At 40.2% G+C, this 26,033-nt stretch carries 20 protein-coding genes and 1 pseudogene; 2 read left to right on the plus strand and 19 right to left on the minus strand.

The genetic code is table 11. The features are described 5' to 3' along the window. Positions 1-377: 377 nt before the first annotated feature. From K6V43_RS00005 to parE, 9 genes are all read right to left on the minus strand, one after another. The gene (locus tag K6V43_RS00005) at positions 378-1,400 is read right to left on the minus strand and encodes a branched-chain amino acid aminotransferase (RefSeq protein WP_024404635.1); all 1,023 of its coding nucleotides are present in this window, start codon (positions 1,398-1,400) and stop codon (positions 378-380) included. 88 nt (positions 1,401-1,488) lie between these two features. Next, the gene (locus tag K6V43_RS00010; protein WP_024404634.1) at positions 1,489-2,103 is read right to left on the minus strand and encodes a DUF4230 domain-containing protein; all 615 of its coding nucleotides are present in this window, start codon (positions 2,101-2,103) and stop codon (positions 1,489-1,491) included. Positions 2,104-2,145: 42 nt separating this feature from the next. Further along, entirely contained in the window at positions 2,146-3,207 is a 1,062-nt protein-coding gene (locus K6V43_RS00015) for a hypothetical protein (RefSeq protein ID WP_024404633.1), read from the minus strand. A 171-nt stretch (positions 3,208-3,378) separates the two neighbouring features. Continuing rightward, entirely contained in the window at positions 3,379-5,925 is a 2,547-nt protein-coding gene (locus tag K6V43_RS00020) for a M1 family metallopeptidase (RefSeq protein ID WP_222381005.1), read from the minus strand. Between the two features lie 95 nt (positions 5,926-6,020). Further along, entirely contained in the window at positions 6,021-8,480 is a 2,460-nt protein-coding gene (gene parC, locus K6V43_RS00025; RefSeq protein ID WP_222381006.1) for a DNA topoisomerase IV subunit A, read from the minus strand. A 105-nt stretch (positions 8,481-8,585) separates the two neighbouring features. Continuing rightward, positions 8,586-9,146 (minus strand): RelA/SpoT-related domain-containing protein, encoded by a 561-nt coding sequence (locus tag K6V43_RS00030; protein ID WP_172006409.1) that lies wholly within the window; start codon positions 9,144-9,146, stop codon positions 8,586-8,588. 28 nt (positions 9,147-9,174) lie between these two features. After that, positions 9,175-9,678 (minus strand): DUF1232 domain-containing protein, encoded by a 504-nt coding sequence (locus K6V43_RS00035; protein ID WP_172006408.1) that lies wholly within the window; start codon positions 9,676-9,678, stop codon positions 9,175-9,177. Between the two features lie 60 nt (positions 9,679-9,738). Next, complete coding sequence (locus K6V43_RS00040; protein ID WP_172006407.1) at positions 9,739-10,533, minus strand: hypothetical protein; 795 nt, start codon at positions 10,531-10,533, stop codon at positions 9,739-9,741. 11 nt (positions 10,534-10,544) lie between these two features. Next, on the minus strand, positions 10,545-12,494 hold the full coding sequence (gene parE / locus K6V43_RS00045; RefSeq protein ID WP_222381008.1) for a DNA topoisomerase IV subunit B: 1,950 nt from the start codon (positions 12,492-12,494) through the stop codon (positions 10,545-10,547). 141 nt (positions 12,495-12,635) lie between these two features. On the opposite strand from parE, the gene plsY reads away from it, so the two are divergent. After that, positions 12,636-13,277, plus strand: a complete 642-nt coding sequence (gene plsY / locus K6V43_RS00050) for a glycerol-3-phosphate 1-O-acyltransferase PlsY (protein ID WP_160863509.1) — start codon at positions 12,636-12,638, stop codon at positions 13,275-13,277. 449 nt (positions 13,278-13,726) lie between these two features. Beyond that, positions 13,727-14,584 carry a hypothetical protein gene (locus tag K6V43_RS00055; RefSeq protein ID WP_261311733.1) on the plus strand — a complete coding sequence of 286 codons (858 nt, stop codon included), beginning with the start codon at positions 13,727-13,729 and terminating at the stop codon, positions 14,582-14,584. A gap of 18 nt (positions 14,585-14,602) precedes the next feature. Here K6V43_RS00055 and K6V43_RS00060 read toward each other — a convergent pair. The 10 genes and pseudogenes from K6V43_RS00060 to prfA all read right to left on the minus strand — a co-directional run bounded on the left by K6V43_RS00060 (position 14,603) and on the right by prfA (position 25,850). Then, positions 14,603-14,937 (minus strand): annotated as a pseudogene (locus tag K6V43_RS00060) (HIRAN domain-containing protein). A gap of 21 nt (positions 14,938-14,958) precedes the next feature. Continuing rightward, complete coding sequence (locus K6V43_RS00065) at positions 14,959-15,714, minus strand: DUF6287 domain-containing protein (RefSeq protein WP_222381012.1); 756 nt, start codon at positions 15,712-15,714, stop codon at positions 14,959-14,961. 9 nt (positions 15,715-15,723) lie between these two features. After that, the gene (locus K6V43_RS00070) at positions 15,724-16,482 is read right to left on the minus strand and encodes an SDR family NAD(P)-dependent oxidoreductase (RefSeq protein WP_222381098.1); all 759 of its coding nucleotides are present in this window, start codon (positions 16,480-16,482) and stop codon (positions 15,724-15,726) included. Positions 16,483-16,598: 116 nt separating this feature from the next. Further along, the gene (locus tag K6V43_RS00075) at positions 16,599-20,033 is read right to left on the minus strand and encodes a starch-binding protein (protein ID WP_222381014.1); all 3,435 of its coding nucleotides are present in this window, start codon (positions 20,031-20,033) and stop codon (positions 16,599-16,601) included. A 327-nt stretch (positions 20,034-20,360) separates the two neighbouring features. Further along, a complete protein-coding gene (locus K6V43_RS00080; RefSeq protein ID WP_172019228.1) occupies positions 20,361-20,960 on the minus strand; it encodes a lysozyme family protein in 600 nt (199 codons plus the stop codon). Next, positions 20,961-21,935, minus strand: coding sequence for a nucleoid-associated protein (locus K6V43_RS00085; RefSeq protein ID WP_222381016.1), 975 nt, complete (start codon positions 21,933-21,935; stop codon positions 20,961-20,963). Continuing rightward, a complete protein-coding gene (gene glyA / locus K6V43_RS00090; protein WP_024396510.1) occupies positions 21,935-23,194 on the minus strand; it encodes a serine hydroxymethyltransferase in 1,260 nt (419 codons plus the stop codon). Before glyA ends, K6V43_RS00085 begins: the two co-directional genes overlap by 1 nt. Before the next feature lie 154 nt (positions 23,195-23,348). Then, entirely contained in the window at positions 23,349-23,951 is a 603-nt protein-coding gene (locus K6V43_RS00095; RefSeq protein WP_172019231.1) for an L-threonylcarbamoyladenylate synthase, read from the minus strand. Further along, positions 23,917-24,771, minus strand: coding sequence for a peptide chain release factor N(5)-glutamine methyltransferase (prmC, locus tag K6V43_RS00100; RefSeq protein ID WP_222381018.1), 855 nt, complete (start codon positions 24,769-24,771; stop codon positions 23,917-23,919). Before prmC ends, K6V43_RS00095 begins: the two co-directional genes overlap by 35 nt. Further along, the gene (gene prfA / locus K6V43_RS00105) at positions 24,771-25,850 is read right to left on the minus strand and encodes a peptide chain release factor 1 (protein WP_015646857.1); all 1,080 of its coding nucleotides are present in this window, start codon (positions 25,848-25,850) and stop codon (positions 24,771-24,773) included. The genes prmC and prfA overlap by 1 nt, the downstream gene beginning before the upstream one ends. Positions 25,851-26,033 lie beyond the last annotated feature (183 nt).

Raw genomic sequence — 26,033 nt, forward strand, 5'->3', positions numbered from 1 at the left:
ATTCAGAATAAAGAATGAGTGCTTGTATTTTTCTATGATGCGGAGCATTATTTTTATCTTTAAGTGCTTGCTTTAATTCTTCAACTTGTGTCTGGGTAAGTTCTTTTGTCATAATACTATTATAACGCTATTTTTGATTTTTGTTAAGTATTAATTTGAAATATAAAATATTTAAATTATTAATTTCACAAAAAGCTAAGTATAGTTTTAAGGGAGAAAGAACCAATGATTTAATATAATATAACAAGTCTTGAATAATTCATAAAAATAGATAAATTTCAAAAAAACTAGGTAACCGTAACAAATTCTTCTATTGTATTTGTAAATTAATTACCAACAATAGAGAGTATACGTTTACCTAGTTTTATTTATTAATTTTACTCCACTTCAACAATCCAACCTTCTGGTGCTTCAATATCACCAAACTGAATTCCTGTCAATTCTTCATAAAGTTTGCGGGTTACAGGACCAACCTCTGTTTCACTGTGGAACACATGTAATTTATCACCGATTTGGATACCACCAATTGGGGAAATAACAGCGGCGGTTCCACAGGCTCCTGCTTCAACAAAATCATCTAGTTCATCCACAAAGACTTCCCTTTCAATTGCTTTTAATCCCAATCGTTTTTCTGCTAAGTAAAGAAGAGAATACTTGGTAATTGAAGGTAGGATAGATGGTGAAACTGGCGTAACAAATTCATTTTCAGCTGTGATACCAAAGAAGTTAGCTGACCCAACTTCTTCAATTTTCGTGTGAGTAGCTGGATCCAGGTAGATAACATCTGAAAATCCTTGATTTTTTGCATACTTCCCTGGCAGTAATGAAGCCGCATAGTTCCCGCCAACTTTTGCCGCTCCTGTACCATTCGGGGCAGCACGGTCATATTCATCTTGAATAAGGAAATTGGTTGGAGCTAATCCACCTTTAAAGTAGTTTCCAACTGGCATAGCAAAGACAGTAAAGATATATTCGTCAGCTGGCTTAACCCCAATAATGTCACCAACACCAATCAAAAGCGGTCGTAGATATAACGTTCCGCCAGTTCCATATGGTGGGACATAATCAGCATTCGCTTTCACCACTTGCTTACAAGCTTCAATAAATAATTCTGTTGGAACTTGAGGCATAAGAAGTCGGTCAGCGGTTCGTTGCAAACGCTCAGCATTTTGATCTGGACGGAAAAGTTGCAACTTCCCTTCCTTAGTTCGATAGGCTTTAAGACCTTCAAATGCTTGTTGACCATAGTGTAGAGCAGGTGAACTTTCGGAAATATGTAATTCTGCATCCTCTGTCAATTCACCATTATTCCAATGACCGTCTTTGTAATAAGCAATAAAACGATAAGGTAATTTCATATAGGAAAATCCTAAATTCTCCCAGTCAATAGTTACTGTCATAGGTCATCTCCAATTTATTTTTTACTATTCTACTACTTTTGGTGATGAATTTCAAGAAAAATTCAGAAAATTTCGGCAATCTAAGAAATTAGACCGCAAAAATAAATTCTAGCTTTATGTCTGGCGAAATCGCCCTAAATAAATTGATGTAGTAACTCATTGCTGAACTCTGAATATCCTCATTATAGGTCTGCAGGACCTTTTCTTGTTCCTTGGATTTGAATTGTTCCGTTAGAACTGATCCAGTGTCTACTTCTTCTGTTAGCAAACTCAATATTTCACCACTTTTATCGTATAAAGTATAGGGAATTTCGCTCAATGCAAAGCCGACCACACGAAACTTGGGAATGCGGACTTGATAGTGATTGTCTCCTATTTGTTCAATCGAAACAGGATCCGTAATACCAAATTTTACCTTGTAACGCAAAATAATCAGCGCTGATTTTTCTGTAAAAGGCACTTCTTTGCCGAAAATTTCTGTACGGTTCTTTTCTGTAATGACCGTCTCAATCCCTGTTGTCAGAAAAACAAGCTCATTGACCTTCTCAACAGACTGTATTGTCGAGCTAATTGTGCGCTCAGAAGATTGATTTCCAGCTCCTCTACTATAGCCAACTGCCCACATGCCAAGCAAGGCTAAGAGCAGGCCAATCATGACCCAGAGATAGATTTTTATCCTAAAAAATGTTTTTATTGCTTTCATCCACTATCCTTTCTTGATAACTAAATCTTTCACTACTTTCTATCAATCAACATTGATTTTTAGTACACGGTCTACCGATGTGACCGTTGGATTGAGCCGGTATTTAAAGGCAGAAGATTCAAATAAGAGATAAAGTCCATCTTCCTCCGCAACAATTTGCTGCATATAAGGAGGCGCAGTCAAATCTTTTTCAATATCCTTTTCTTGATCCAGATGCCCAAGATTATCCAGATTATCAAAAGCAAAGAAGAGAAGTTTAGAATCATCCTTGCCATAGGACTGCGAAAAAATTATCTCCTTGTCCCCGACAGCCACGCCTTGAATTTTTTTCAAAGTATCAATCACGCGCTTGGGCTGATAACCGTCGTTGCCTTCTTTTTTCCGGAAGAGCAAACCTTGATTGTCCAAATCAAAAATTCCCAAATGACCCTTCTCATCCTTATCAAAATAACCAACAAGCAGATGATTGTCATAATAAGACATGTAGGATGATTTTTCAATATTGTCCAGATCATATTGTTGGTCAAACGTCACTTCTTTTTGAGATTTGCTGAAATCTTCTTGCTCCAAGGTTTCTAAGTCCAAAGCTGAAATCTGAGAACTACTGTCTTTATCCGTTGTTGTAATCCACAAACGCTCGTGTTGTGTATCATAGGCAATTCCGCCGACATGGCTAGTCGTTGGCAGAACAATCGTCTTGAGATAATCACCTGACTCACGGTTCAAGAACCAGAGGACGGAATTATGAGAATAACTCGCACTATAGGCAGAAATAATGACAAAATTCTCTGCAAAGCTCAGTCCCTGCGGTGTCATATCTTCCGTTTGGTCAGCATCTCCCTTGTCCTCACCTTTGGCTTGCACACTTTCTGTCTGAACAAGACCCGGAACCACGTAGGTCTCACGGTCCTTAGAAATAACGTTAAATAAATCTGGATAATATTCTTCCAATTCCGCAAAAAATTCATCCTGCTCCTTGCTCGCCGCGTTGGTATTGGTACCGTCCTCTTCATGATAATCCGTCCCATTAAAGAGCTTAAAACCATAAAACAACAAGAAACTAATCCCTACCACTGCCACTAGAGCTGTAAACAACTTTTTCATTATCTCACCTAAACCGCCTTCTTCCATCACACATGTCATCTTAGGCTGTACTTTCTAACACCAGTATAACAGAAAAAACTAGTCAATGGAGACAAGTGAATTCAAAAATCTGCAAATGACGATTGTTTTTGAAAAAAAAGTATCTCCATCACGAGACACTTCTTCATTTTTCTATACTGACTCTGTTTGAGTTTGAATCGCTCCAATTACAGCGTCCTTATCCTTGACAATCAGTTGTACTCTGGACTCGATGTCACGAATACCCATCTGAATATTGCGACTGAGCGCCATATCATCCAATTGTGGCTCAAAGAAAGTTTTGTACTCAGCTAGACGGATGTCTGTTTTAAAGATTGCTGCTGGAATCAGCACAAAGTGGTCAAAACTCATGTCCCCACCCAATGCTTGCTTGATCCAGTTCCACTCGTTGCGTGCCCAAGTCCAAACTTTTTCCTGTGCAAATTCTTTCCGTAACAAACTTCCATACCAAGCTGCCAAATCCTGCGGTTTCACGACATCCTTATTCTTCAAGACAGACAAAATCAAGTCCAGACTAGCGTCCTGTTTGGTTTCAACAATGGCAGCTAGCAAGTGCTGTTTCAAAACCGGATCATTACTGCCGGCATAAAGGTTGAGCAATTCTTCCACCAAACCATCAGTCTCAAACCGTTTGACTTGGTTAGCTAAGACATAAGGACGAATACCAGCTGGCATTTCTGCAATCCGGTCTTTATAGTCTTGATAAATAGCCTGTGCTTGCTCAATAACATCCGCATGGTCGGTGGCAATCATTTGTGAAAGAGCGTACTCACGAATCAACTCATCCTCATCCGTTTCGCCATCCTTCTTCTCAAAACCAAGGCGGTCATATTGTTTTACGAAGAGCTTCTGCACCAGTTTCTTAAATTGGTCATCAGCCACGGTTCCCTCATCGACAAAACGACGAATTCCTGCCACCAAATACAAGATGGCATCCAAAACAGCATAGTCTGTTTCATTTGTCAACGGTGCCATCAAGTCCACCAAAACTGCATTGGAAATCACACCAGCTTCTGCCAAGAGACGACGCTCATGTAAAACTTGCAATTTAGAAATCTTATCCAGCTGTTCCCAAGAATGTAATAAGTTATCAAACAAATTGCCTTGGTAATCCACCAGATAGTGGGCAGTATTGCCAGTATTCAAGCGCAAGGGTTGCGACTGCTTGCTAATCAGTTGACCGGCGTTGGCAATGCGGATTTCTGGTTCAACCAACGTATCTGGCACTTCTTCCCATGTCGCATTGAGCGGAATTTGCCACAAACGTCCCTTATCTTGGTGCTCTCCGATGAAGAATTGTTGCTGTGAAATGACCAATTCCTCCCCTTCGACAGCCAGTTTCACAACAGGATAACCCGGTTGTTCCAACCACGAATCCATAAAGGCTGCCACATCGCGACCGGATGCCTCAGAAAGAGCATTCCAGAGGTCACTACCCTGTGTATTTCCATATTGGTGGCGCTCAAAATATATTTTCAAGCCTGCGCGGAAGGCTTCATCACCTAGCCACTGGCGCAACATGTGCATCAAACGGCTTCCTTTAGCGTAGACAATCGCCGCATCAAAGAGCGTATTGACTTCGTCTGGATGATGAACTTCCACATGAACGGACTGCACACTATCTGTCGCGTCGCGTTTCAGAGCCGCCTGCACACCAGTCGTTTGGAAATCTTCAAAGATATTCCAAGTCGGTTCAATAGCATCAATCACCACGTATTCCATCATATTGGCAAAAGATTCATTCAACCACAAGTCATCCCACCACTTCATGGTCACTAAGTTACCAAACCATTGATGGGCTACTTCATGGGCAATGACCAGCGCAACCTGCTGACGGGCAGTAACGGTTGAATTTTCATCCACTAGCAAGTAAACTTCACGGTAGGTAATCAAGCCCCAGTTCTCCATTGCACCCGCTGAAAAGTCAGGCAAGGCAACGTGCAAACATTGAGGAATAGGATAAGCCACACCAAAATAATCTTCGTAAAATTCAATAACGCGTTTGGCAATGTCCAATGAAAAATCCAATTCGCTCAACTGATGAGCCTTGGTCGCATAGGAACCAATCACTGTTCCCTTGCTAGTTTTGACTGTCTTACCATGCAGGTCTCCCAAAGCAAAGGCCAACAAATAAGAGGACATGCGTGGAGTTGTTTCAAAGGTCCAAACCCCTGTTTCTTGGCGCTCTGCCACATTCTTTTCAGACATATTGGACAAGGCTATTTCACCCTCTTCTTGGTCAAATATTACCGAAAAATCAAATGTCGCTTTGGCCTCAGGCTCATCAATACACGGGAAAGCTTCACGAGCAAAATGACTCTCAAACTGGGTTGAAATAATTTCTTTAGTCTGACCATCAATCTTGTAATAAGACGGGTAGATCCCTGTCATGTTGTCGGTAATGGTTCCAGAAAACTCCATCTGAACAAGAACCTGCCCTACAACTGGACTATCAAAAGAAACAGCCTCTTTTTCCACATCCAATTCAAAGGCTACAGCCTGTTCTCCGACACGCACAGAAGAAATGGTTAAATTCTTCTGATGGAAGGACAGACGTTGCTGACATGCCTCTCCCTGAATGCTGACCTTACCAGTGAAAGTCTTGTCTATCCGACAAATATCTAAAAAGAGGTCATAATGTTCTGGAATAAAAAAATCAATAAAACGATCTACACTCATCTTCTTTTCCTTTCTTATTCTTAAAACCTATATTCACAGCTCAGTATACCTTGCTTGTGAATACAGGTTCTTACTTTTTAACATGATTGGCACGGCTAATCCTTAATCGTCGCCGCGAAAACTTCCTGCTCGGAAATAGTATCGTTAACGAAGGAGCCATTGCTGGTCCGTTCAGACAAGGATAAGTCCGCAAGATTTTTCTCGATAACTTGACCCGTTGTAGAGGTGATGACGAGTATCTGCTGGTCTGTCGTCTCTACTTCTGAAGTAAACAAATCGAGGACCGCACCGCTATTTTCCGTGTAAATAGGACCCGCCACAAAGACACGGTGTGGTTTAGCCTTGAGTTCGCGAAGCACCTGCAAACCACGCTTGGCACGACTGGTCACAGGGATTTCCTCCGTCGCCATCCGCTTCAAGCTACCACGCTGGGTCAGAATATAGACGGAGCTGGTATTGCTGATAAAGGCCGCAGCCACCACATCCCCATCCTTGAGGTTGACCGCCTTGACACCAGCTGCCTTGGCACCGATGATTGGCACTTCTTCGATGTTAAATCGCAGAGCGTAGCCTTTCTCAGTGATGAGCATGATATCATCCAAAACTACAGGCGATACAGTAATAACCACATCTTCGGCATCTTTGAGTTTGGCATACTTGGTTGACTTAGACTTGTAAGTCCGCCATGGAGCAAACTCCTTCCGCTCTACACGTTTAATTTGGCCAAATTTAGTTACCGCGAAATAAGTCCCCTCATCAAAATTCTCAACCAATTCAGCAAAGATAACCTCTTCATCGGTATCAAAGTTCATCAAGGTCTGGCTCAGGTGTTCACCAATGTCCTTCCAACGAATATCTGTCAACTCATGAACAGGTCGGTAGATGACATTTCCAAGATTAGTAAAGAGCAAGAGGTGCTGAGTTGTCTTTGCATTCTGCAAGAAAATCAGCTGATCATCATCTCGCTTGCCCATTTCTTCTAGCGTTGAGGCATTGAAAGAACGAGGACTTGTCCGTTTGATGTAACCTGCCTTTGTCACGCTCACAAAGGTTTCTTCTTCGACAATAAGGCTTGCAGTATCAATCTCAATCGTTTCTGCCTGAACCTGCAATTCACTCAACCGAGGGTTACCAAACTGCTTCTTGACCTCACGCAGTTCCTTCTTCATGAGATTGAACATGGTCCGCTCATCGCCAATAATGGCTGCCAAGGTCTGAATTTGCTCGCGTAGGGCTGCTTCTTCATTTTCCAAGGTCACAATGTCGGTATTGGTCAAGCGGTAGAGTTGCAAGGTTACGATAGCTTCTGCCTGTTCCTCGCTGAAGTCATAGCTGATTTTCAGATTTTCCTTGGCGTCAGCCTTGTTTTCAGATGCACGGATAAGAGCAATAACTTCATCTAAGATGGAAATGACACGAATTAAACCCTCAACTATGTGAAGACGTTTCTCTGCCTTCTCCTTGTCGAACTTAGAACGAGCAATGATAATCTCACGGCGATGGGCAATATAGCTAGACAGTATCTTCTGCAAGCCGACCTGACGCGGTGTGAAATTATCAATCGCCACCATGTTGAAGTTGTAATTAATTTGCAGGTCGGTGTATTTGTAGAGATAGTTGAGAATGGTTTGCTCATCGCTGTCTTTTTTCAGCTCAATGGCAATCCGCAGACCTGTACGGTCTGACTCGTCACGTACCTCAGCAATTCCAGGCACCTTGTTGTTGACACGGACATCATCAATCTTTTTAACCAGAACAGCCTTATTTACTTCGTACGGAATCTCCGTCACAATGATCTGTTTCTTTCCACCCTTCAGTTGTTCAATGTCACAACGGCTACGGACTACGACACGGCCCTTTCCAGTTTCATAGGCTTTCTTGATTTCGTCAGCCCCTTGGATAATGGCACCTGTTGGAAAGTCTGGTCCAGGCAAGAACTCCATTAGCTTTTCTAACTTAGCAGTCGGATGATCAATCATGTAAACAACGGCATCGATGACCTCCGCCAGATTATGCGGCGGGATGTCAGTCGCGTACCCAGCTGAAATTCCTGTCGCCCCATTAACCAAGAGATTGGGGAAGGCAGCTGGTAGCACAGTTGGTTCTTTTTCCGTATCGTCAAAGTTCCAGGCAAATGGTACTGTCTTTTTCTCGATGTCGGCCAGCAAATAACCTGCCATTTCCGACAGGCGAGCCTCGGTGTAACGCATCGCCGCAGGTGGATCGCCGTCCATGGAACCGTTGTTTCCGTGCATCTCCACCAAAATCTCGCGATTTTTCCAGTCCTGACTCATGCGGACCATGGCATCATAAATAGAGGAATCCCCGTGCGGGTGGAAATTCCCCATGATATTTCCGACTGACTTGGCGGACTTGCGGTAGCCCTTGTCAAACGTATTGCCGTCCTTATTCATGGAATAAAGAATCCGACGTTGCACGGGCTTTAAACCGTCACGAATGTCCGGCAAAGCCCGCTCCTGAATAATGTATTTGGAGTAGCGACCAAAACGCTCTCCCATGATGTCCTCAAGGGACATGTTTTGAATGTTAGACATAAATTAAGATACAAAGGGACGATTCGGTCCCGCATTCAGTTAAACAAGCTAACTGAACATTCCTTTCTTTCACATTGTTTTGAAAAGAGAAAAATTTACCTCGACTTACTTCACAAACTTCCTCTTATACTTGATATGACTGGCAATATTGCCTTCTACATCCTTCTCATCCCACAGTTGCAGTTCCCACGGATAGTAAAAATTGCTCTTATTCTTGAAATAGATATGAATACCAACATAGCCGTCTTTATCACGCAGATACCAGTTTTTCAGACCATATTGTTCCTGCCAGTCATCCAGACGCTCCATGACCTCAGCAATTTCCTCAGAAGTTAGAATCATACGAGCACCGAAAATATCATTGAGAATGGAGTTGACAGGATAGCCCTCGCTTCTCTCCTTAAAACGCTCAATCTTATCCAAAATCGATTCCGATGTTTTGACACGATAAAAATAGGCAATATCCTTGACATCGGCACGCATCAAGTAGTCATTGATAGATTCGTGTAAGTTGAGCCGATAAGCCAGAATAGGTTGAGTTGGAACCTTTGCAAAGGTATGTTTGAGATTGACCTTTTCAACCTTACCAGTTTCTAAATAATCCTTTGAATACTCCAGATGAATACGGTTAATTTCACTTATTAAGCGTTCAACTTTCTCTAACATCTTCTTTCTCCTTTTGAAAATAGCAGAGCTACTCATCCACTTTCCACTGGCTTGCTTGCCAGCTTCTAAAGTCATCGACATCTGTTTTGATTAATTTCAAACAGGCATTAAGGACAAAGGCATCGTCAAGTAGACCTGCTCCAAGGATGAAATCTGGTAAGGCATCAATAGGACTGAAAAAATAAATCAAAGCACCTATAATTGCGAGGATTGTCCCTTTGGGTAACTTGCTGTAATCTCTACGGATATAGCTTCGCACCATGGAAATCAAGCCTGGAATAGCCGCAAACTTATCTCCACCAAAAGGCATACGAGACAGTTTCCGTTCCGTGCTATGTAAAAAATGTTCTAATTTTCCTTGCTCAGATAGCAAGTTTTCTGCATGTTGCCGAGTTTTGTAAGATTGCCAAATCTTCAATGCTTGGTCAAATTTCTCTTCCAACTCCTGTTTATTTTTAAATGGCTTGCGCTTTCGAGCCCATTCAGACAACCGTTTTTGAAAACCGTCAGTTAATTTTACTCTTAGTGGCATAAAACACCTCACATCATTTGTTTATGCTAGATTTACAAATCCTCAAGGTTTGAGTGATTTTCATTTAGATTTTAATAGATTCAATCGCGATAAAATCTGAGCCTCATCCAAACTTAAAACAACAAACAATGTCGATGTATAAATATCATCATACCATCGTTCACACTCTTCTTCTGTCATACTATTATGGTATTGCTTGCTATTGTTATGTCGTAAACCAAACTGATTATACATTTCAAAAAGTTTGTCAACAGCTGAAATTTTCCCATTGTTTATTTTCAAGACTTCTTTCAATTCTTCAGAAGAATTAAGTTCATTTCTTAAAGGTTCAAGATATTTCGCTAAAGATATCAAAATTTCTCTCTTACGTTCAACATTGCCTTTATTAGCAAAATGATTATATTCTAAAACTTTTATAGCTTCATGAATATTAGTTTCAGAAATGATTTGAGATACCTGCGAAGCATACACATTCTTTTCAACGATGATTTGGTTACCATTTTCTAATTCAATAAATTCATGGTTAATAGAATTTAGAAAACTTTCAATATTTTCTCGAATAGCATATATATCATTTTTATAATAGGGATTAAATGGACTTACGATTGGTAAGATGTCATTTAAAATTTCAGAAAAAATTAAAAGTCTCTCTAATTCATTATCTGCTTGTGATAAACAAAATTCTAGGAATTTATCAAGACTTATAAATGTTTTACGATTTCTATAACTTAGAAATTTATCTACTAATTCCTCAAACAATCCATTTGATGAAAGAAGTTGTAAAAGATTTTTGTATTCTACACTTGGATCAAACTGCATATTATTAAGTATTTCAAAATAGTTTTTTCTAACCATAAGTTCTACACCTATTTACTAAAAGCTGTCGCTTCCTCCAATGTAAACTTAACATTGTCTTCAATCCACTTACGGCGTGGCTCGACCTTGTCCCCCATAAGGACAGATACACGGCGTTCCGCACGCGCCAAATCTTCAATCGTCACACGAATCAAGGTTCGAGTCTCAGGGTTCATAGTCGTTTCCCAGAGCTGATCAGCATTCATTTCACCAAGACCTTTATAGCGTTGGAGGGTAGAGCCTTTGCCAAAATCCTTGCGGAGATCTTCTAGCTCTCCATCAGACCAAGCGTAGGCAATCTTTTCTGTCTTCCCTTTTCCTTTAGACATCTTATATAAAGGAGGCAATGCAATATAAACTCGCCCTGCTTCTACTAAGGGTCTCATATAGCGATAAAAGAATGTTAACAAAAGCGTTTGAATATGGGCACCATCTGTATCCGCATCGGTCATAATAATAATCTTATCATAGTTAACATCTTCCAGCGTAAAGTCTGATCCAACACCTGCACCAATTGTATAAATCATGGTGTTGATTTCTTCGTTTTTGAGGATGTCCGCCATTTTTGCCTTGGCGGTATTGATAACCTTACCACGCAAAGGTAGGATGGCTTGAAACTTGCGGTCACGGCCTTGTTTGGCAGAGCCTCCGGCTGAATCTCCCTCGACCAGATAGAGTTCGTTTTTGGCTGGATTTTTAGACTGGGCTGGAGTTAGCTTACCTGACAGAAGACCCTTATCCTTCTTATTTTTCTTACCGTTTCGGGATTCGTCACGTGCCTTACGCGCAGCCTCGCGGGCGTCACGCGCCTTAATGGCTTTACGAACTAGATTTGAAGCTAATTCACCATTTTCCAAAAGGAAGAACGTTAATTTCTCTGAAACGATTCCATCTACAATTGGACGGGCAAGCGGGCTTCCAAGTTTATCTTTAGTTTGACCTTCAAATTGAAGATGTTCTTCCGGGACGAGAACTGACAAGACAGCTGACAAGCCTTCACGGTAGTCAGAGCCTTCCAAGTTCTTGTCCTTTTCCTTGAGCAAGTTGGTCTTGCGGGCATAGTCGTTCATAGCCTTGGTAATAGCAAGTTTCAATCCTGTCTCATGAGTACCACCATCCTTGGTACGAACATTGTTTACAAATGAGAGTATGTTATCTGAATAGCCATCATTGTACTGCATGGCTACTTGTACTTGAAAACCAGATTCTTCACCTTCAAAATAGAGGACTGGTGTCAGAGTTTCCTTGTCTTCATTTAAATAAGATACAAAATCCTGAACACCATTTTCGTAGTGATACTCTTCTTTTTCACCAGTGCGCTCATCTTTCAAGGTCATCGTCACTTGCTTGAGCAAGAAGGCAGATTCCTTCAACCGCTCTGCAATGGTATTAAATTTAAAATCAATTGTAGAGAAAATGGTACCGTCAGGCATAAAGGTAACTTTGGTACCTGTTTTTGATTTTGGTGCACTACCAATTTTTTTCAAGGTAGTAACAGGCTTACCTCCCTGCTCAAAGCGTTGTTTATAAACTGCACCATCACGGGTAATTTCCACATCTAACCAACTAGATAGGGCATTGACCACAGAAGAACCAACCCCATGCAGACCACCTGACGTTTTATACCCACCCTGGCCAAACTTACCACCTGCATGGAGAACGGTGAAGATGACTTCAACCGTTGGCTTGCCTGTAGCATGCATACCAACTGGCATACCGCGACCACAGTCTGTTACGGATAAACTTCCATCTTTATGAATCGTTACTTCAATTCTATTCCCGAATCCAGACAATGCTTCATCTACCGCATTATCGACAATCTCCCAAACCATATGGTGTAGACCGTTGCCGTCTGTTGATCCGATATACATGCCGGGACGTTTACGAACAGCATCTAACCCTTCCAAGACCTGAATGGCATCATCGTTATAATTATTAATATCAATCTCTTTCTTAGCCAAATTTGACCTCCATACTTATCATCTTTTCTATATTACAAGTTTTTTTGTATTTTTGCAAAATATTTCTGTTCTTTTCCGGTGCAACAAGATAATTCGTGTCCAATTCAAAATTCTTGATAAAAAATATGCTATAATGAAACTATGTTAAAGATTGTATTACTATTCATTACTGCCTACTTATTAGGCTCAATTCCATCTGGTCTTTGGATTGGTCAAGCGTTTTTTAATATCAATATTCGTGACCATGGATCTGGCAATACGGGAACAACTAATACATTTCGGATTCTGGGACCAAAAGCAGGGACAGTTGTATTTATTGTCGATTTCTTAAAAGGAACCTTAGCAGCCCTTTTACCTATTCTCTTCCATGTGCAAGACATTTCACCAATCGTTTTCGGTCTTCTAGCTGTTCTAGGACATACCTTCCCTATTTTTGCTCAATTTAAGGGTGGTAAGGCTGTTGCTACGTCTGCAGGAATGCTTTTGGGAGTTGCACCTGCATTTTGCCTCTATCTAGTAATCATTTTCACAGTATCTCTTTATTTGACGTCTATGGTCTCTTTCTCCAGTGTCTTTTCAGCCGCCTTAGCCATTTTGGGAGTCTTAGTGTTTCCAGCATTTGGATTCCTCTTTAATGAATATGACTGGTTATTTACACTGATTATTGTCTTTCTCGGACTCTTTGTGATTATCCGTCATAAAGAAAATATCAATCGAATTCTTCGTAAAGAAGAAAATCTGGTTCCCTTTGGATTAAACCTAACGAAACAAAAGAAAAAATAGCTTCATCAAATACCCCTTACACCCTTATTAGGAACCTCGACCTAGTAAGGGTTTTATAGTCATTTTAATTAGCTTTCATACATCGTCACTTTCGCCTTGCCGTACTCTAGTACAGCCTGCGCCTCAGTTCCTTGTCTGAAAGCTAATTCATTCGACTATATTATGGAAAAACATAGTCGTCTGAATTAATACACTATGAAAGTGACTAGTTTCGCAAGTCATATTTCCAACCTAGAAAAACCTCAAGGCTACTCTAGCTACCTGCACCAAAATTTCAAGCTCCAAAAGCTCTTCATTCGACTAAACAACAATTAAAACCAGCCTCACACTACCCAATCAAAGGAAATCTATCATCCCAAAATACTGGTAGAATCTTGAACACCACTCTTGGGTTTAACGTATTAAACTTTTTTGTAGATTTGAACATTCATTTTTGTTATACTAATTGTATGAAAACATTAACGCTTGGAAAACTATTAGGATTACCAAATTTTCATCATTTTTATTCGGTTCCTGTGAAGAGACTTGAGCACACCACAGACAATTATATACTTGTTTTTAAACAGGATAAGGAGCCTGTTTTTGTCGACTTAAAAAGTGAGACCGGAAAGACTAAGGAAGCTAGATTTGCTAGTCATTTTCAGAATGATCATCTGTTAATCGGTTTGGGAGCAATTCCTGTTTCTGCATGGTCTACCTGTCAAGTCCTTGAAGTAATGAAAAATACTAATCAACGAGGAGTCAGTCTCTCGCATTTGATGGAAAGCCATGGACAATTACCTATTTTTAAGTCAATAGCAGAGCGATATCGATCACGTGAACAAGCAACAGTTTATGATCCCTACCGCTACTCATACACTGTTGATGATAAATCTACTATTAAAGACAATCAATTAAAAGTCATTCCTAGAAAAGAATATGAAAAAATAAAAGATTTTCATCCCTTTTTGAAAACAAGAAATGGAAATGTTTATGCTGTTCCCTGCCTCTATCAAGACATAAAACGAAAGCAAGTAACTAAGATTTATATCATGGGATGGTATTTTTACGAAAAACAACTAAAAATATCCTGGAAACCCTCCCACTCTCGAAAAAGTCGCTGGCGTTCCTCACTTGTTTCTGTTGATAAACTGTCGGACCGCTACTTCTTCCAAGGTGAATTGTACAAGAAAGGCTCCTATCCAGTTTTTCTAGACCAGCTAACAATAAAAAATAAGGCTTACCAACAACGTCTAGACGACGAGTTTGCAGCCTTTATAAGTATCATTGAAAATCAAAAACAAAAAGCGCAGCTCCGTTTGAAATAAGGTATCGATGGACAGCTCTTATTTCCGACGATTGTCTTTTAATTTCACAGCTACGCGAAATTGGCGATCTGGATGGTTCTCTGTGTTAGACATTTGAATACGATCCTCAAGAATATCTCCATGTCCAAAGTAAATCAATCGGCTGATCAAAGAATTTTTATCAGATGGAATATAACCTAATTTGGTACCCTGATAAAAGATTGCCACCGCTTCAGAATCATATGGGTTAGAAGGCTCCTCTACTAATTCCACTGGTGTTCCTGGTTTTAGTTGATCAATCACATCAAGCCCATCATAATAGGCAAATGAAAATCTTGTACATTGCGTGTTGGTTCAAAAGAAGTAAAAGTCATGTGTTAACCTCCAAAATTTTCTTATGGTTGGTAGACAATTTGATAATTAGCATTGATAATAACCCCATTCTGATAGACAGTATACCGACTGTCGTCATCCCCCTCTATAACATTGTATGGGATAGATTCTGTGCGGGTGTAATTTCCCTCAATCACATGCCAGTTATTTTCACCTAAAATAGCGTTTGCGTATTCAATCGTCTTGGGACCACTTTCCAGCTGAATCCCAGTTTCAGTATTCTTTAACGGATCAATACCACTATCAGCTGATTGAGATAGACGATAATAGACTTCCATTGAATCTGCAGACGCCGAGCTTATCACTATCATTCTATCACGTGTGGAGTCAGATGTATCTGTACCAGTTGTTAGGTAGGTTGCACTCAATTGAGTTCCTCCCGGAACCATCAGTAATGTTACATCTCCAATTTTTGCATCTACATAGCCTGTTTCAAATACCCCGTCCATAATTTTTCCGCGTCCAAGCAAAGCACGATTTTCTGTGACCAAGCCCTTGCTATTAAATATCAAGGAATCTCCTTGGGCATTCTGCCAAGTACCAAGAATACTGTCGTAATTTCCCTGCATCAAAGCATCTATATCTATCGAAATTGGAAGAATGTCTTTCTGACTGGTAGATGAGTTACTCGTGCTTGAGGATTGGCTTGTTGATGAAGCAGTGTTTGACGATGTCGTAGACGTCTGACTGGCATTGCAAGCTGAAAGTACAAAAGCTGTAATCACACCCAGAATCATACATAAAATTCTCTTTGACATGCCGTCCTCCTATTCTCTGTGAATAGTAAATCCAGTTGCCTGTTTGGTTGCCATAATAGTCATATCAGAAATCTGAACGTGTGCAGGTTGATTGGCAACAAATAGAGTACATTGTGCAATATCGCTAGCTTGCAAAGCATCAATCCCTTGATAAACCGTCGCTGCTCTCTCCTTATCTCCATGAAAACGAACTTGGCTAAAATCAGTCTCAACAATACCTGGTTGTAAGGTAGTTACCTTGATATTTTTATCAATCGTATCAATACGAATACCGTCTGAAAGCACCTTGACAGCTGATTTGGTTGCAGCGTAGACAGCAGCTCCTGCATAGGCATAAATACCGGCCGTTGATCCAATATTGATAATATGGCCTTCATTGTTGCTAACCATCTGTGGCAATAATTGTCGAGTGACTGTTAAAAGGCCTTTAATGTTGGTATCAATCATCGTCATCATATCTGTCAAATCATAATCTTGGAATTTGTCCAATCCCAATGCCAGGCCAGCATTGTTTACCAAAATATGAATTTGTCCAACTTCTTCTAAGATTTTTTGACAATTTATGATTGTTTGCTCCATATTCGTAATATCAAATGAATAAATGGATACTCGGACATGGAATTGCTTTTCAATATCCTGTTTAATTTCTTCTAGTTTGCCAAATCTGCGTCCGGTAATAACCAGATGATCTCCGCTTTCTGCAAAAGCATATGCGATTGCTTTACCAATTCCGCTACTTGCACCTGTAATCAATACATTTCGTTTCATCATTCCTTCTCCTATTTCTATATTATACTACTTTTTTGAATAGAATGGAAAAACACAGAGTACAAAATAAGATCCCCTATCGACAGGGGACCTTATTCTTTAGGAAGGAAACACACTTATTTTAGACCATCTTTGGAATAATGGCCATCTACTTTAAAATCAAAACCAACTGAGACAGGGAATTGAATAGTAGAATTTGGTTTATTAAATAATAATTTTACATTAGAATTTGCATATTCTTCTGGTAAATCGATATAGAAGTGACCTTTGCTATCTTTCAGCATAGCTTGACCAGGCCAAGCTCCCAAAGGCATTTGAATTGGATTACCATAATAGGCATAGACATTTGCAGCACTCCATCCACCAGGATTTTCAAAGGAAATACGAGTAAAGCCTTCGGCAACTGGTTCTGGTAAAACGGCTCTATGGCTACCGTCTATTTCATAGACTTGGCCAAGTTCCAAATCATAGCCAGGTTTATTTTGTGCTGGGAATTGAACTTTCGTATCAGGATTATTGAAAATTACTTTACCACCTGCAAATTCTTCACCAAGTTCAATATAATATCCGTACTCATCTTGACTCATTTCTTTACCTGGCCAATTTCCAACGAGTGGTACACCTTTATTATCATAAACATAGGCGTAGACCTTAGACCAACCTTGTGAGTTGTTGAAGTAAACACGGTTGGCAATTTGTTGCTCAATGTCTGGGACTTTTGTACCGACTTCAACCACTTGTGTTACTGGCTCTTTGCTAACTGTTTCACTGATTTTTGTCTTAGAAACAAGTTGATCACCAATGTACTCTGAACGGTAAGTTATTGTCTTCACTCCGTCTTGACCTTCAATGCGAGTTACTTTCTGTCCTTTTTCAAGTTCAGGATTGTCTACATACTCTGTTTCAAATGGGATTGGAAGCTCTTCACTTTCTTCTTTGAACTCACTAGCAGGTTGTTCGGCAACTAAACCATCTTTAGAATATGTTCCGCCTGATTTAAATTCAAAACCAACGGATTGTGGATACTGCGCTCCTTTGTTGTTAGAAAAGAGTACTTTAACGCCATCAGTCTCGTATGATGTTGGAAGAGTGATGGCGAAAAGACCTGTACCATCTTTTTCCATCTTAGTTCCTGGCCATGCGCCCAACAATTTATCACCTTTGGCATTATACATATAAACAAAGACATCTGTCCATTTATCTGGATTTTCAAAGCGTATGGTTGTTTGGGTGGCTGGTTCTTCTGTTGGTTCACTAGGTACATCTGTTACTTTCTTCGTGATAGTATATACTTTCGTCACTAATTCACCAGCTGAATCTTTTGCTGATAGCGTCAAGCTCAACGATTCACCATTTTTCAGATCTTGTCCTAGTGTCAAGTTGTCCCCATCATTAAAGGAAACTGCATCACCATCATTCATCTGATAGGTCGCATCCGTTACGTGACTAGCTTGTAAAATCAACTCAATAGCATCTGTAATAGTAATCTCAGTTGTTGTTTGATCTTTTAATCCAATCACTGCAGGTTCAGTAATTTGTTTCTCAACAACTTTTACAAAGCCATCACGAGAATATAGACTATTTGTTTTTACTTCAAATCCCACACTCTGAGGATACTGAGCACCTTGATTGTTAGTGAACAATACCTTAGCGCCTTTGCTGATAAATGAATTTGGAACGGTAATCGTGTAATAGCCCGTTGCACTATCTTTACTCATAGCAGTTCCAGGCCATTTGTTCAGGAGAACGGTATCTGTCCCGCTATACATATAGGCATATACTTGATTCCAATTTTCAGGATTGTCAAAATAGATGGTTGTATTGGCATTCGGATCCTCTTTTGTAAAGCGATAAACGGATTGAACTGTCTGACCTTTAGTGTTTTTAGCAGATAATGTAACCGTTACTGTTTCACCAAATTGCACTTGACTTCCGATTGTAATGACCTTTCCATTTTCAAATTTAATTGGAGCGCCATTATTGACAGAATAGGTAGCCTCACTCGTATTGGAAGTTTGTAATGTAAGATTTAAGGTATCTGTCAAGAAAGTATGGCTACCTTCTTGATATCCTTGAACTGACAAGGATGCTAAATTATCAAAACTTTCACCATTTGTTAATACTAATACTGATCGTCTCGCAATAGAACCGCTTAACCGTCCGTTCGAAACAGTGTAGGTTTTACCAGAAATTTGGTCTTTATAGGTTCCATTCGCCAATTTAGTCTCAGTATTTAAGCTTTTCTCACTGTCGGAAAGGTTTGCAATTACTGCGCCTTGAGTGCCTCGTTCAATCATGGCAACGGTTGTATCACCATTCGGGTTACGAATATATTCTGATTGACCAACCATAGCATTATGGAATTTGTTTACTGCTACAATCGTAGGGTCTTTATAAAGATTGCTACCCGCATCACCGATTTTAGTTTGTTCAGGGAAACGGACACCATTACCGCCACCAACTGGACGTGAGAAGAATAGAGGTGTACCTTTGGCGCGTGCAGTAATCATTGCCCAGCCAAGTTTCAAATCTTCATCGCTCATCCAAGCTGATTCGGATTCACTATCCGTTTTTCCGTTTGCATATGTATCGTGAGATTCGACCCAAAGTACGAGTTTAGATGGATCGACTCCTGCTCTGTAATTTCCAAGATTCCCAGCATTGGCATTTCGATTGCGGAGCATTTCTCGGATAGAGTGTCCGTATTCGGATGCAGTAATGCTCATCAAGTTCGCATAATCTGCATCACGTGAAATATTATCTTGTAATATTTCACCATATTGAAATTCAGTACCGTTGTTCAAGATAACATTCCAGAAATTACTACCAAATTCGTTAGGATATTCTCCTGGTAATTCGATATGTTTTGCAGCATCATAACGAAATCCATCCGCTCCATCAGCAACTGCATTTTTTAAGAATTTCAACAAATACTGTTGTACTTCTGGATTTTGTGTATTCCATTCCCAGAGCTGAAGCAGAGCGTTTTGAGTTACATCCCAACGACTCCCCCAGTTTTCAATTAAAGTATTTCCATGAGTCCATTTTGTAATGGATTTAACTTCTGAAGAGATCGCATTATAATCAGAAGTAGTATGATTCAGTACTGCATCAACTATAATTTTTATACCATACTGCTCTGCGACACGATTCATCTCGATAAATTCAGCTTCAGTCCCAAGCTGATAGTTACCAATCGTATAGGCGGTTGGTTGATAATGATAATACCATTGCTCTGTAAATTTCTTATCTCCACCATTCCCAACAACTACAGCATTAATTGGGGATGTTTGAACACTTGTATAGCCTGCTTCTTTAATGGCTGCCATATTTTCTTTGATAGCATTAAACGACCAACACCAAGCATGCAAGATAGTCCCATCTTTCATTGAAACTTGCTGGTTGGAGCTGGCAACGATTGTTTCACCATTTACTGTAGTGTTTGTGAATACCTGTTCAATTCCAGCAAACATGGATAAAATCAGGGTAATACTAACCCCTTTTTTTACCAATTTGGATAGTTTTCTCTTACTTTGACTTTGATAAGCCATATAAACCTCCTAAAAAATAATAAGAAAACGTTTGCATTTTCTTGAAAATATATATCTACAGTTGATGACTTCGAACCTAGCAATCAACTGTAGAGGAATGAATACTCTCCTTTCTTTCAAAATTAATTCATTTTGCCAAATGCAAACGGTTGCAAAATGATAGTATCATATTTGTAGGTTAATTTCAAACAGCTAAAAAATCATGAAAAACCGCTCTGTATACGGTTTTACTGGCAATTTATGCTACTTTATGAAAAATTTTGTTACCGATAACTATTTTGGGATAAACAAAAAACTCATTGAACGTCAACGAGTTTTTGTATGTCATCAGAAAAAATTAAAAAATTGCATGAGTCGCATATTGAACTGAACCTGTCTTGCATAATAAATATTGCCGCCATTTACATATAATTTTCCACCACTAAGTAATGCCAAAGGATGATAATAGGTATAGGTTTCTCCTGTTGTATTACCCAAACTAGGAGCAACAACAGTCTTCGAATATTCTTTTGCCAAGGCTAGCGTATGTTCTCCACCATGTTCTGCGATATAGTCAATATAGGCCGGCCCAAAATTATAGGCTTGAACAGCGGCCCAAACTTCTACCCCTTTTTCTTCTGCCAGTCGCAAATTTTCAGTGAGATAGATTACACCTTGACGAATGCTTTCTTTACTATCTGTAATTGTATTCGTATAACCAGTTGCGGACTCACTAGATTGCATGACATCAGCTTCTAATCCTTTTGTTTCTGTATAAATCATGGCCAAAACCAATTCTTCATTGGCAGGTGTATCATTTTCAGCTAGTACTTCTTGTACCATTGATTGATAGGCCATTACTTGCTTGACAGCGTGATAGGTTTGGAAACCTTTATAGCCAAGAAAAATCAATAAAAGAATCACTAGAATGCGTCTCAGTTTTTTCATTTACTTACTCTTTATATCTTCAATATTTTTGATGAGAATCGAATAGGTTCCGTTATCATTTTGAATAAATTCAACAGATTCAGCATCCTCATAGATTGCGTTAGGTACAATCAACTCAATGCCATTTGATAAAGAAAGCTTTTGGTTTTCAAATTTCTTAAGTTGACGACTACTATCAATCTCATCAAATGAAATCTTATCCGGTATGATCTCTTTCAGTTGATCAACGAAATTTAAGCGTGCGGTCAGGTTGTTATCGAATAACTGATCAGCCAATTTTTCAGGTGAAAGCTCATTATCTTCTTCCAAATTGTTAAAAATAGCTGACTTGACTTTCGATTGAAATTGAAAATCGCCTTGATGGAAATTGTCAGCAATCTTCTGTGCAGTTTGCTCTACTGCTTTGATTGATTTCTTTGCAGAAATAGCTGGTGTAACTTGCAGAAGATTATCTGAGAAATAATTGAGGAAGGCTCCATTATGCTTGATTCGCTTTTCAATCAAGTGGTACTTGTTAGATTGAAGATTGACAATCAAGGCTTCATCAGGTGCAGAGCCTGCTCCAGGTAAATTATTCTGGGTGATTTTTAAAGGACTTCCACTTTCCAGACCAACGTGGGCGAGATTTTCACGTAGTGAGATTCTCAAAAAGGCAAAATGTTCAACGCCATTTCGCTCAAACTCGATGAAAATGAGGTCATTGGTTTTTAAATTTTCAGAAATGGAAAATTCTTCTTTCCAGAGATTGGCGATCTTTACTGAATTCGACAACAAATCAGCCTTTAGATAATCTAGAAAGGGATTCTCAGAATTGAATTGACCTGTTTTAGCCTCATCGGAAAAAACACGTTCAATTTTTTTGCGCAAATATTCTTCTATTTTGGGGCTAACAGTCAAAAGCTGGTCGGCAAGGACCAGCTCTGTATCATCAGGACTAAATTGATGTATGATGGCTTTTTTTACAAATATATCCATTATAAACCTTCGTAAAGTGGGAATTGATCTGTCAAAGCACGCACTTCTTGACGGACTTCCTCAAGAGCGGTTTCATTTTCTGCATTTTCAAGTGCTTTGATAGTTAGTTGTGCAACCTTGCGAGCTTCCTCTACTCCAAAACCGCGAGCAGTAATGGCCGCAGAGCCAATACGGATACCGCTTGTTTTGAATGGTGAGAGTTTTTCGTAAGGAATTGAGTTTTTATTGAGAGTAATATTTACTTCATCCAAGAGATGCTGAGCAACTTTACCATTTTCAACAACTTTGGTCACGTCAACAAGGAAGAGATGGTTGTCTGTTCCTCCTGTGATGACTTTAAAGTTTGGGTTAGCAAGGAAGACTTCGGCCATGGCCTTGCTGTTTTCAATCACTTTCTGAGCATAGTCTTTGAAAGCTGGGTCCAAAACTTCTTTGAAAGACACAGCTTTGGCAGCGATGACATGTTCTAGTGGACCACCTTGAATTCCAGGGAAAATAGCTGAGTTGATTTTCTTGATGAGCTCTTCATCATTGGTCAAAATCAAACCACCACGAGGTCCACGAAGAGTTTTATGTGTTGTTGTAGTAGTGATATGAGCATGCGGAACCGGGTTTGGATGGAGGCCAGCAGCTACTAGTCCAGCAATATGTGCCATATCCACCATCAATTTTGCACCAACTGCATCAGCAATCTCACGGAATTTAGCAAAGTCAATTGTACGGGCATAGGCTGAAGCACCTGCTACAATCAATTTTGGTTGTACTTCTTTTGCTTGCTCTAAAATCGCATCATAATCAAGCAAGCCAGTTTCTTCGTCGACATTGTAAGCGACAAAGTTATAAGTTTGTCCTGAGAAGCTAACGGATGCACCGTGAGTCAAGTGACCACCTGCTGCTAAGTCCATTCCCATAACAGTGTCTCCTGGCTCAATCAAGGCCATGTAGGCAGCACAATTGGCCTGGCTTCCTGAGTGTGGCTGAACATTAGCAAATTTTGCACCGAAGATTTCTTTAGCACGTTCAATAGCTAAACTTTCAACTACGTCAACGCATTCCGTACCGCCATAGTAACGACGACCTGGATAGCCTTCTGCGTATTTATTGGTCAAAATAGAACCTTGAGCAGCCATAACAGCCTTTGATACAACGTTTTCAGACGCAATCAATTCAATATTGTTTTGTTGGCGATTTTCCTCTGCCTTGATAGCATTCCAAACTTCTTTATCGAAGTCTTTAAAGTCAACTTTATCAAAAATCATATGCGGTACTCCTTTATTAGTGCTTGATGTAATGGTTATGCGACTTGTCAGATTGGCATCCCTAGTGTTATCAAAAAACTTATAATTGGTTTTCTTAGATATAAATGATGGTTTAAATATGTGAATAGACCCATTCATCTACTCAAATCATTCTTCAATCCTCGAATTCAATTTCAGGTATTTCTTTTTGAATGAGCTCACGACTTATTGCACCTTGACGCAAAATTCGCGCTTTCTGTCCAGAAAGGTCCAAAATCGTTGAATCAATGCCTGTCAAGGATTGGTCGTCCTCAATGCCAGGTAAATCAACTGAAAATTGTGCCTGGATGTCCGAAAACTTCTTGCCACTTTCATTTCCTGAAATATTGGCGGACGGTCCAATAAGTGGACCAGTCTCAGAAATCAATTGTAAGGTTTTTACGTGATTAGGTACACGAAATCCAACGGTATCCAGTCCAGAATTAACCCAAAAAGGAACATTATCATTCGCTTTTAGGATAATCGTTAGTGGTCCTGGCATAAACCTATTATACAGTTTTTCCAGAAAAAAGGGAGTATTTTGACTGAAAAAATATATATCGTTCAGATTTGAGACATTTAAGTTCATTGCCTTGTCCCTAGGGCGCTGTTTCAACTGATAGACACGATTGACCGCCTCTTCATTCAAGGCTTGGGCAAACAGTCCGTAGACTGTCTCAGTGGGAAGAACGACAGCCCCTCCACTAGTTAGAATTTTTCGGAGTTTCTCCATTGTCATCCGCTACGACCTTTCTATCCTGTCCAAATTGGTCTTTGAGGACTCGAATTCGCTTTTTTGGAAAATGCAGAGCAAGTAAGTCGGTTAGGTCTTGTCCTTGTTTATAGCCAATTTCAAAGTAGAGTTTCCCATTTTTCTTCAAAAATGACCCTGCTTGCTCCGCAATTTGTCTATAAATAGCCAGACCATCTTCTTCCGCAAATAAGGCCAGATGTGGCTCAGAAGTCAATACATTGAGTCCAACTTCATCTGTGTCATCTGGTGAGATGTAGGGCGGATTGGAAACGATGATGTCAAATTGCCCTTTCACTGCTTGCAAGACATCCGATTCTAGAAAGTGAACAGAGACTTGGTTGGTTCTTGCATTTTCCTGAGCCACTGCTAGGGCATCCTTTGAAATATCAACCGCAACCACTTCCCAATCAGGTCTAGCTTTTGCAAGGGAAATAGCTATGGCACCGCTTCCTGTACCGATATCTAAGATTCGCAAACCTGCTCTGCTATTTTCCTGCAAAATCAAATCGACTAATTCTTCCGTTTCAGGTCTTGGAATCAAGACTCGCTCATCTACCGCGAACTCCAAGCCATGAAAATCAGCCTTGCCGATAATGTACTGGGCAGGTCGGTGCTGGGAAAGTTGCTGAAAAATAGTATCAATCTCTTCTTTGTCGGCCGATGTGACTTCTTGACGGAGGAGTAAAAGAAATTCCGTAAAGTTCAGTCCCTTTAAGCCACGAAAGGTGAAGGACAGGGATTCTGCCTCTTCACCAATTGCGACTAATTGTTCTTCGTATGCTGCAAATAATTGAGCGTAATTCATTATTTGTTAAGCTCTTCTAGTTTTTGCGTCTGATCGTAGAGAACAAGGGCATCTACGACTTCGTCCATCTTACCTGACAAGATAGTATCCAGCTTTTGCAAGGTCAAGCCGATACGGTGGTCTGTCACACGGTTTTGTGGGAAGTTGTAAGTACGGATACGCTCTGAACGGTCACCAGTACCAATGGTTGATTTACGCTCTGCATCCTGCTCATCTTGGGCAATCTGTGCAAAATGGTCCGCAACACGGGCACGGATGATCTTCATGGCCTTTTCACGGTTTTTCTGCTGGGTCCGTTCTTCTTGCATTTCTACCTTGATATTGGTTGGCAAGTGAACGATACGCACGGCAGTTGCAACCTTGTTGACGTTCTGTCCACCAGCACCAGATGCGTGGTAAATATCGACACGAAGATCTTTTGGATCGATGTCATATTCCACTTCTTCAACTTCTGGCATGATGAGGACAGTTGCTGTTGAGGTGTGGACACGACCTTGGCTTTCTGTCACAGGGACACGTTGAACACGGTGAGCTCCTGATTCATACTTGAGTTTTGAATAAACGGATTGACCAGAGACCATGGCAACCACTTCCTTGATACCGCCGACACCATTGTAAGAAGCCTCCATGACTTCAAAACGCCAGCCTTGACCTTCTGCATACTTTTGATACATGGTCAAAAGGTCTCCAGCAAATAGGGCAGCTTCATCACCACCTGCGGCACCACGGATTTCCAAGATGATGTTTTTGTCATCGTTAGGGTCTTTTGGTAAAAGAAGGATTTTCAGCTTTTCTTCGTAAGCCTCTTTGTCAGCTTTAGCTTGTTTGAGTTCTTCCTTAGCCATTTCCTCCAAGTCAGCATCCCCAGAAGATTCTTTAATCATCTCTTCTGCATCGACAATGTTTTGAAGTACAGTCTTATATTCGCGGTAGGCTGTTACTGTATCACGAGTCGCAGCTTCTTCCTTAGATAACTCCATAAAACGCTTGGTATCGCTGACCACATCAGGGTCAGACAACAATTCACCAAGTTCCTCATAGCGGTCCTCCACCGCCTGTAATTGATCGTAGATGTTCATAACTATAAGATATTAAGGGCGTTAAACGAACAAAGCAAAAATAGGAGTTTTGACGAAGGACGAAAGCGTCCTAGGAAAAACTATCTTTTTTGCACAGTTCGTAGCCCGTATTCAATTCCTTTCTAAATATTTGACCGAACACACTTCCAGTTAGCTTGTAGGGCATGTTCAGTTCCTTTCTGT

The organism is Streptococcus suis (genome assembly GCF_019794615.1).
GTDB classification, from domain to species: domain Bacteria; phylum Bacillota; class Bacilli; order Lactobacillales; family Streptococcaceae; genus Streptococcus; species Streptococcus suis_AI.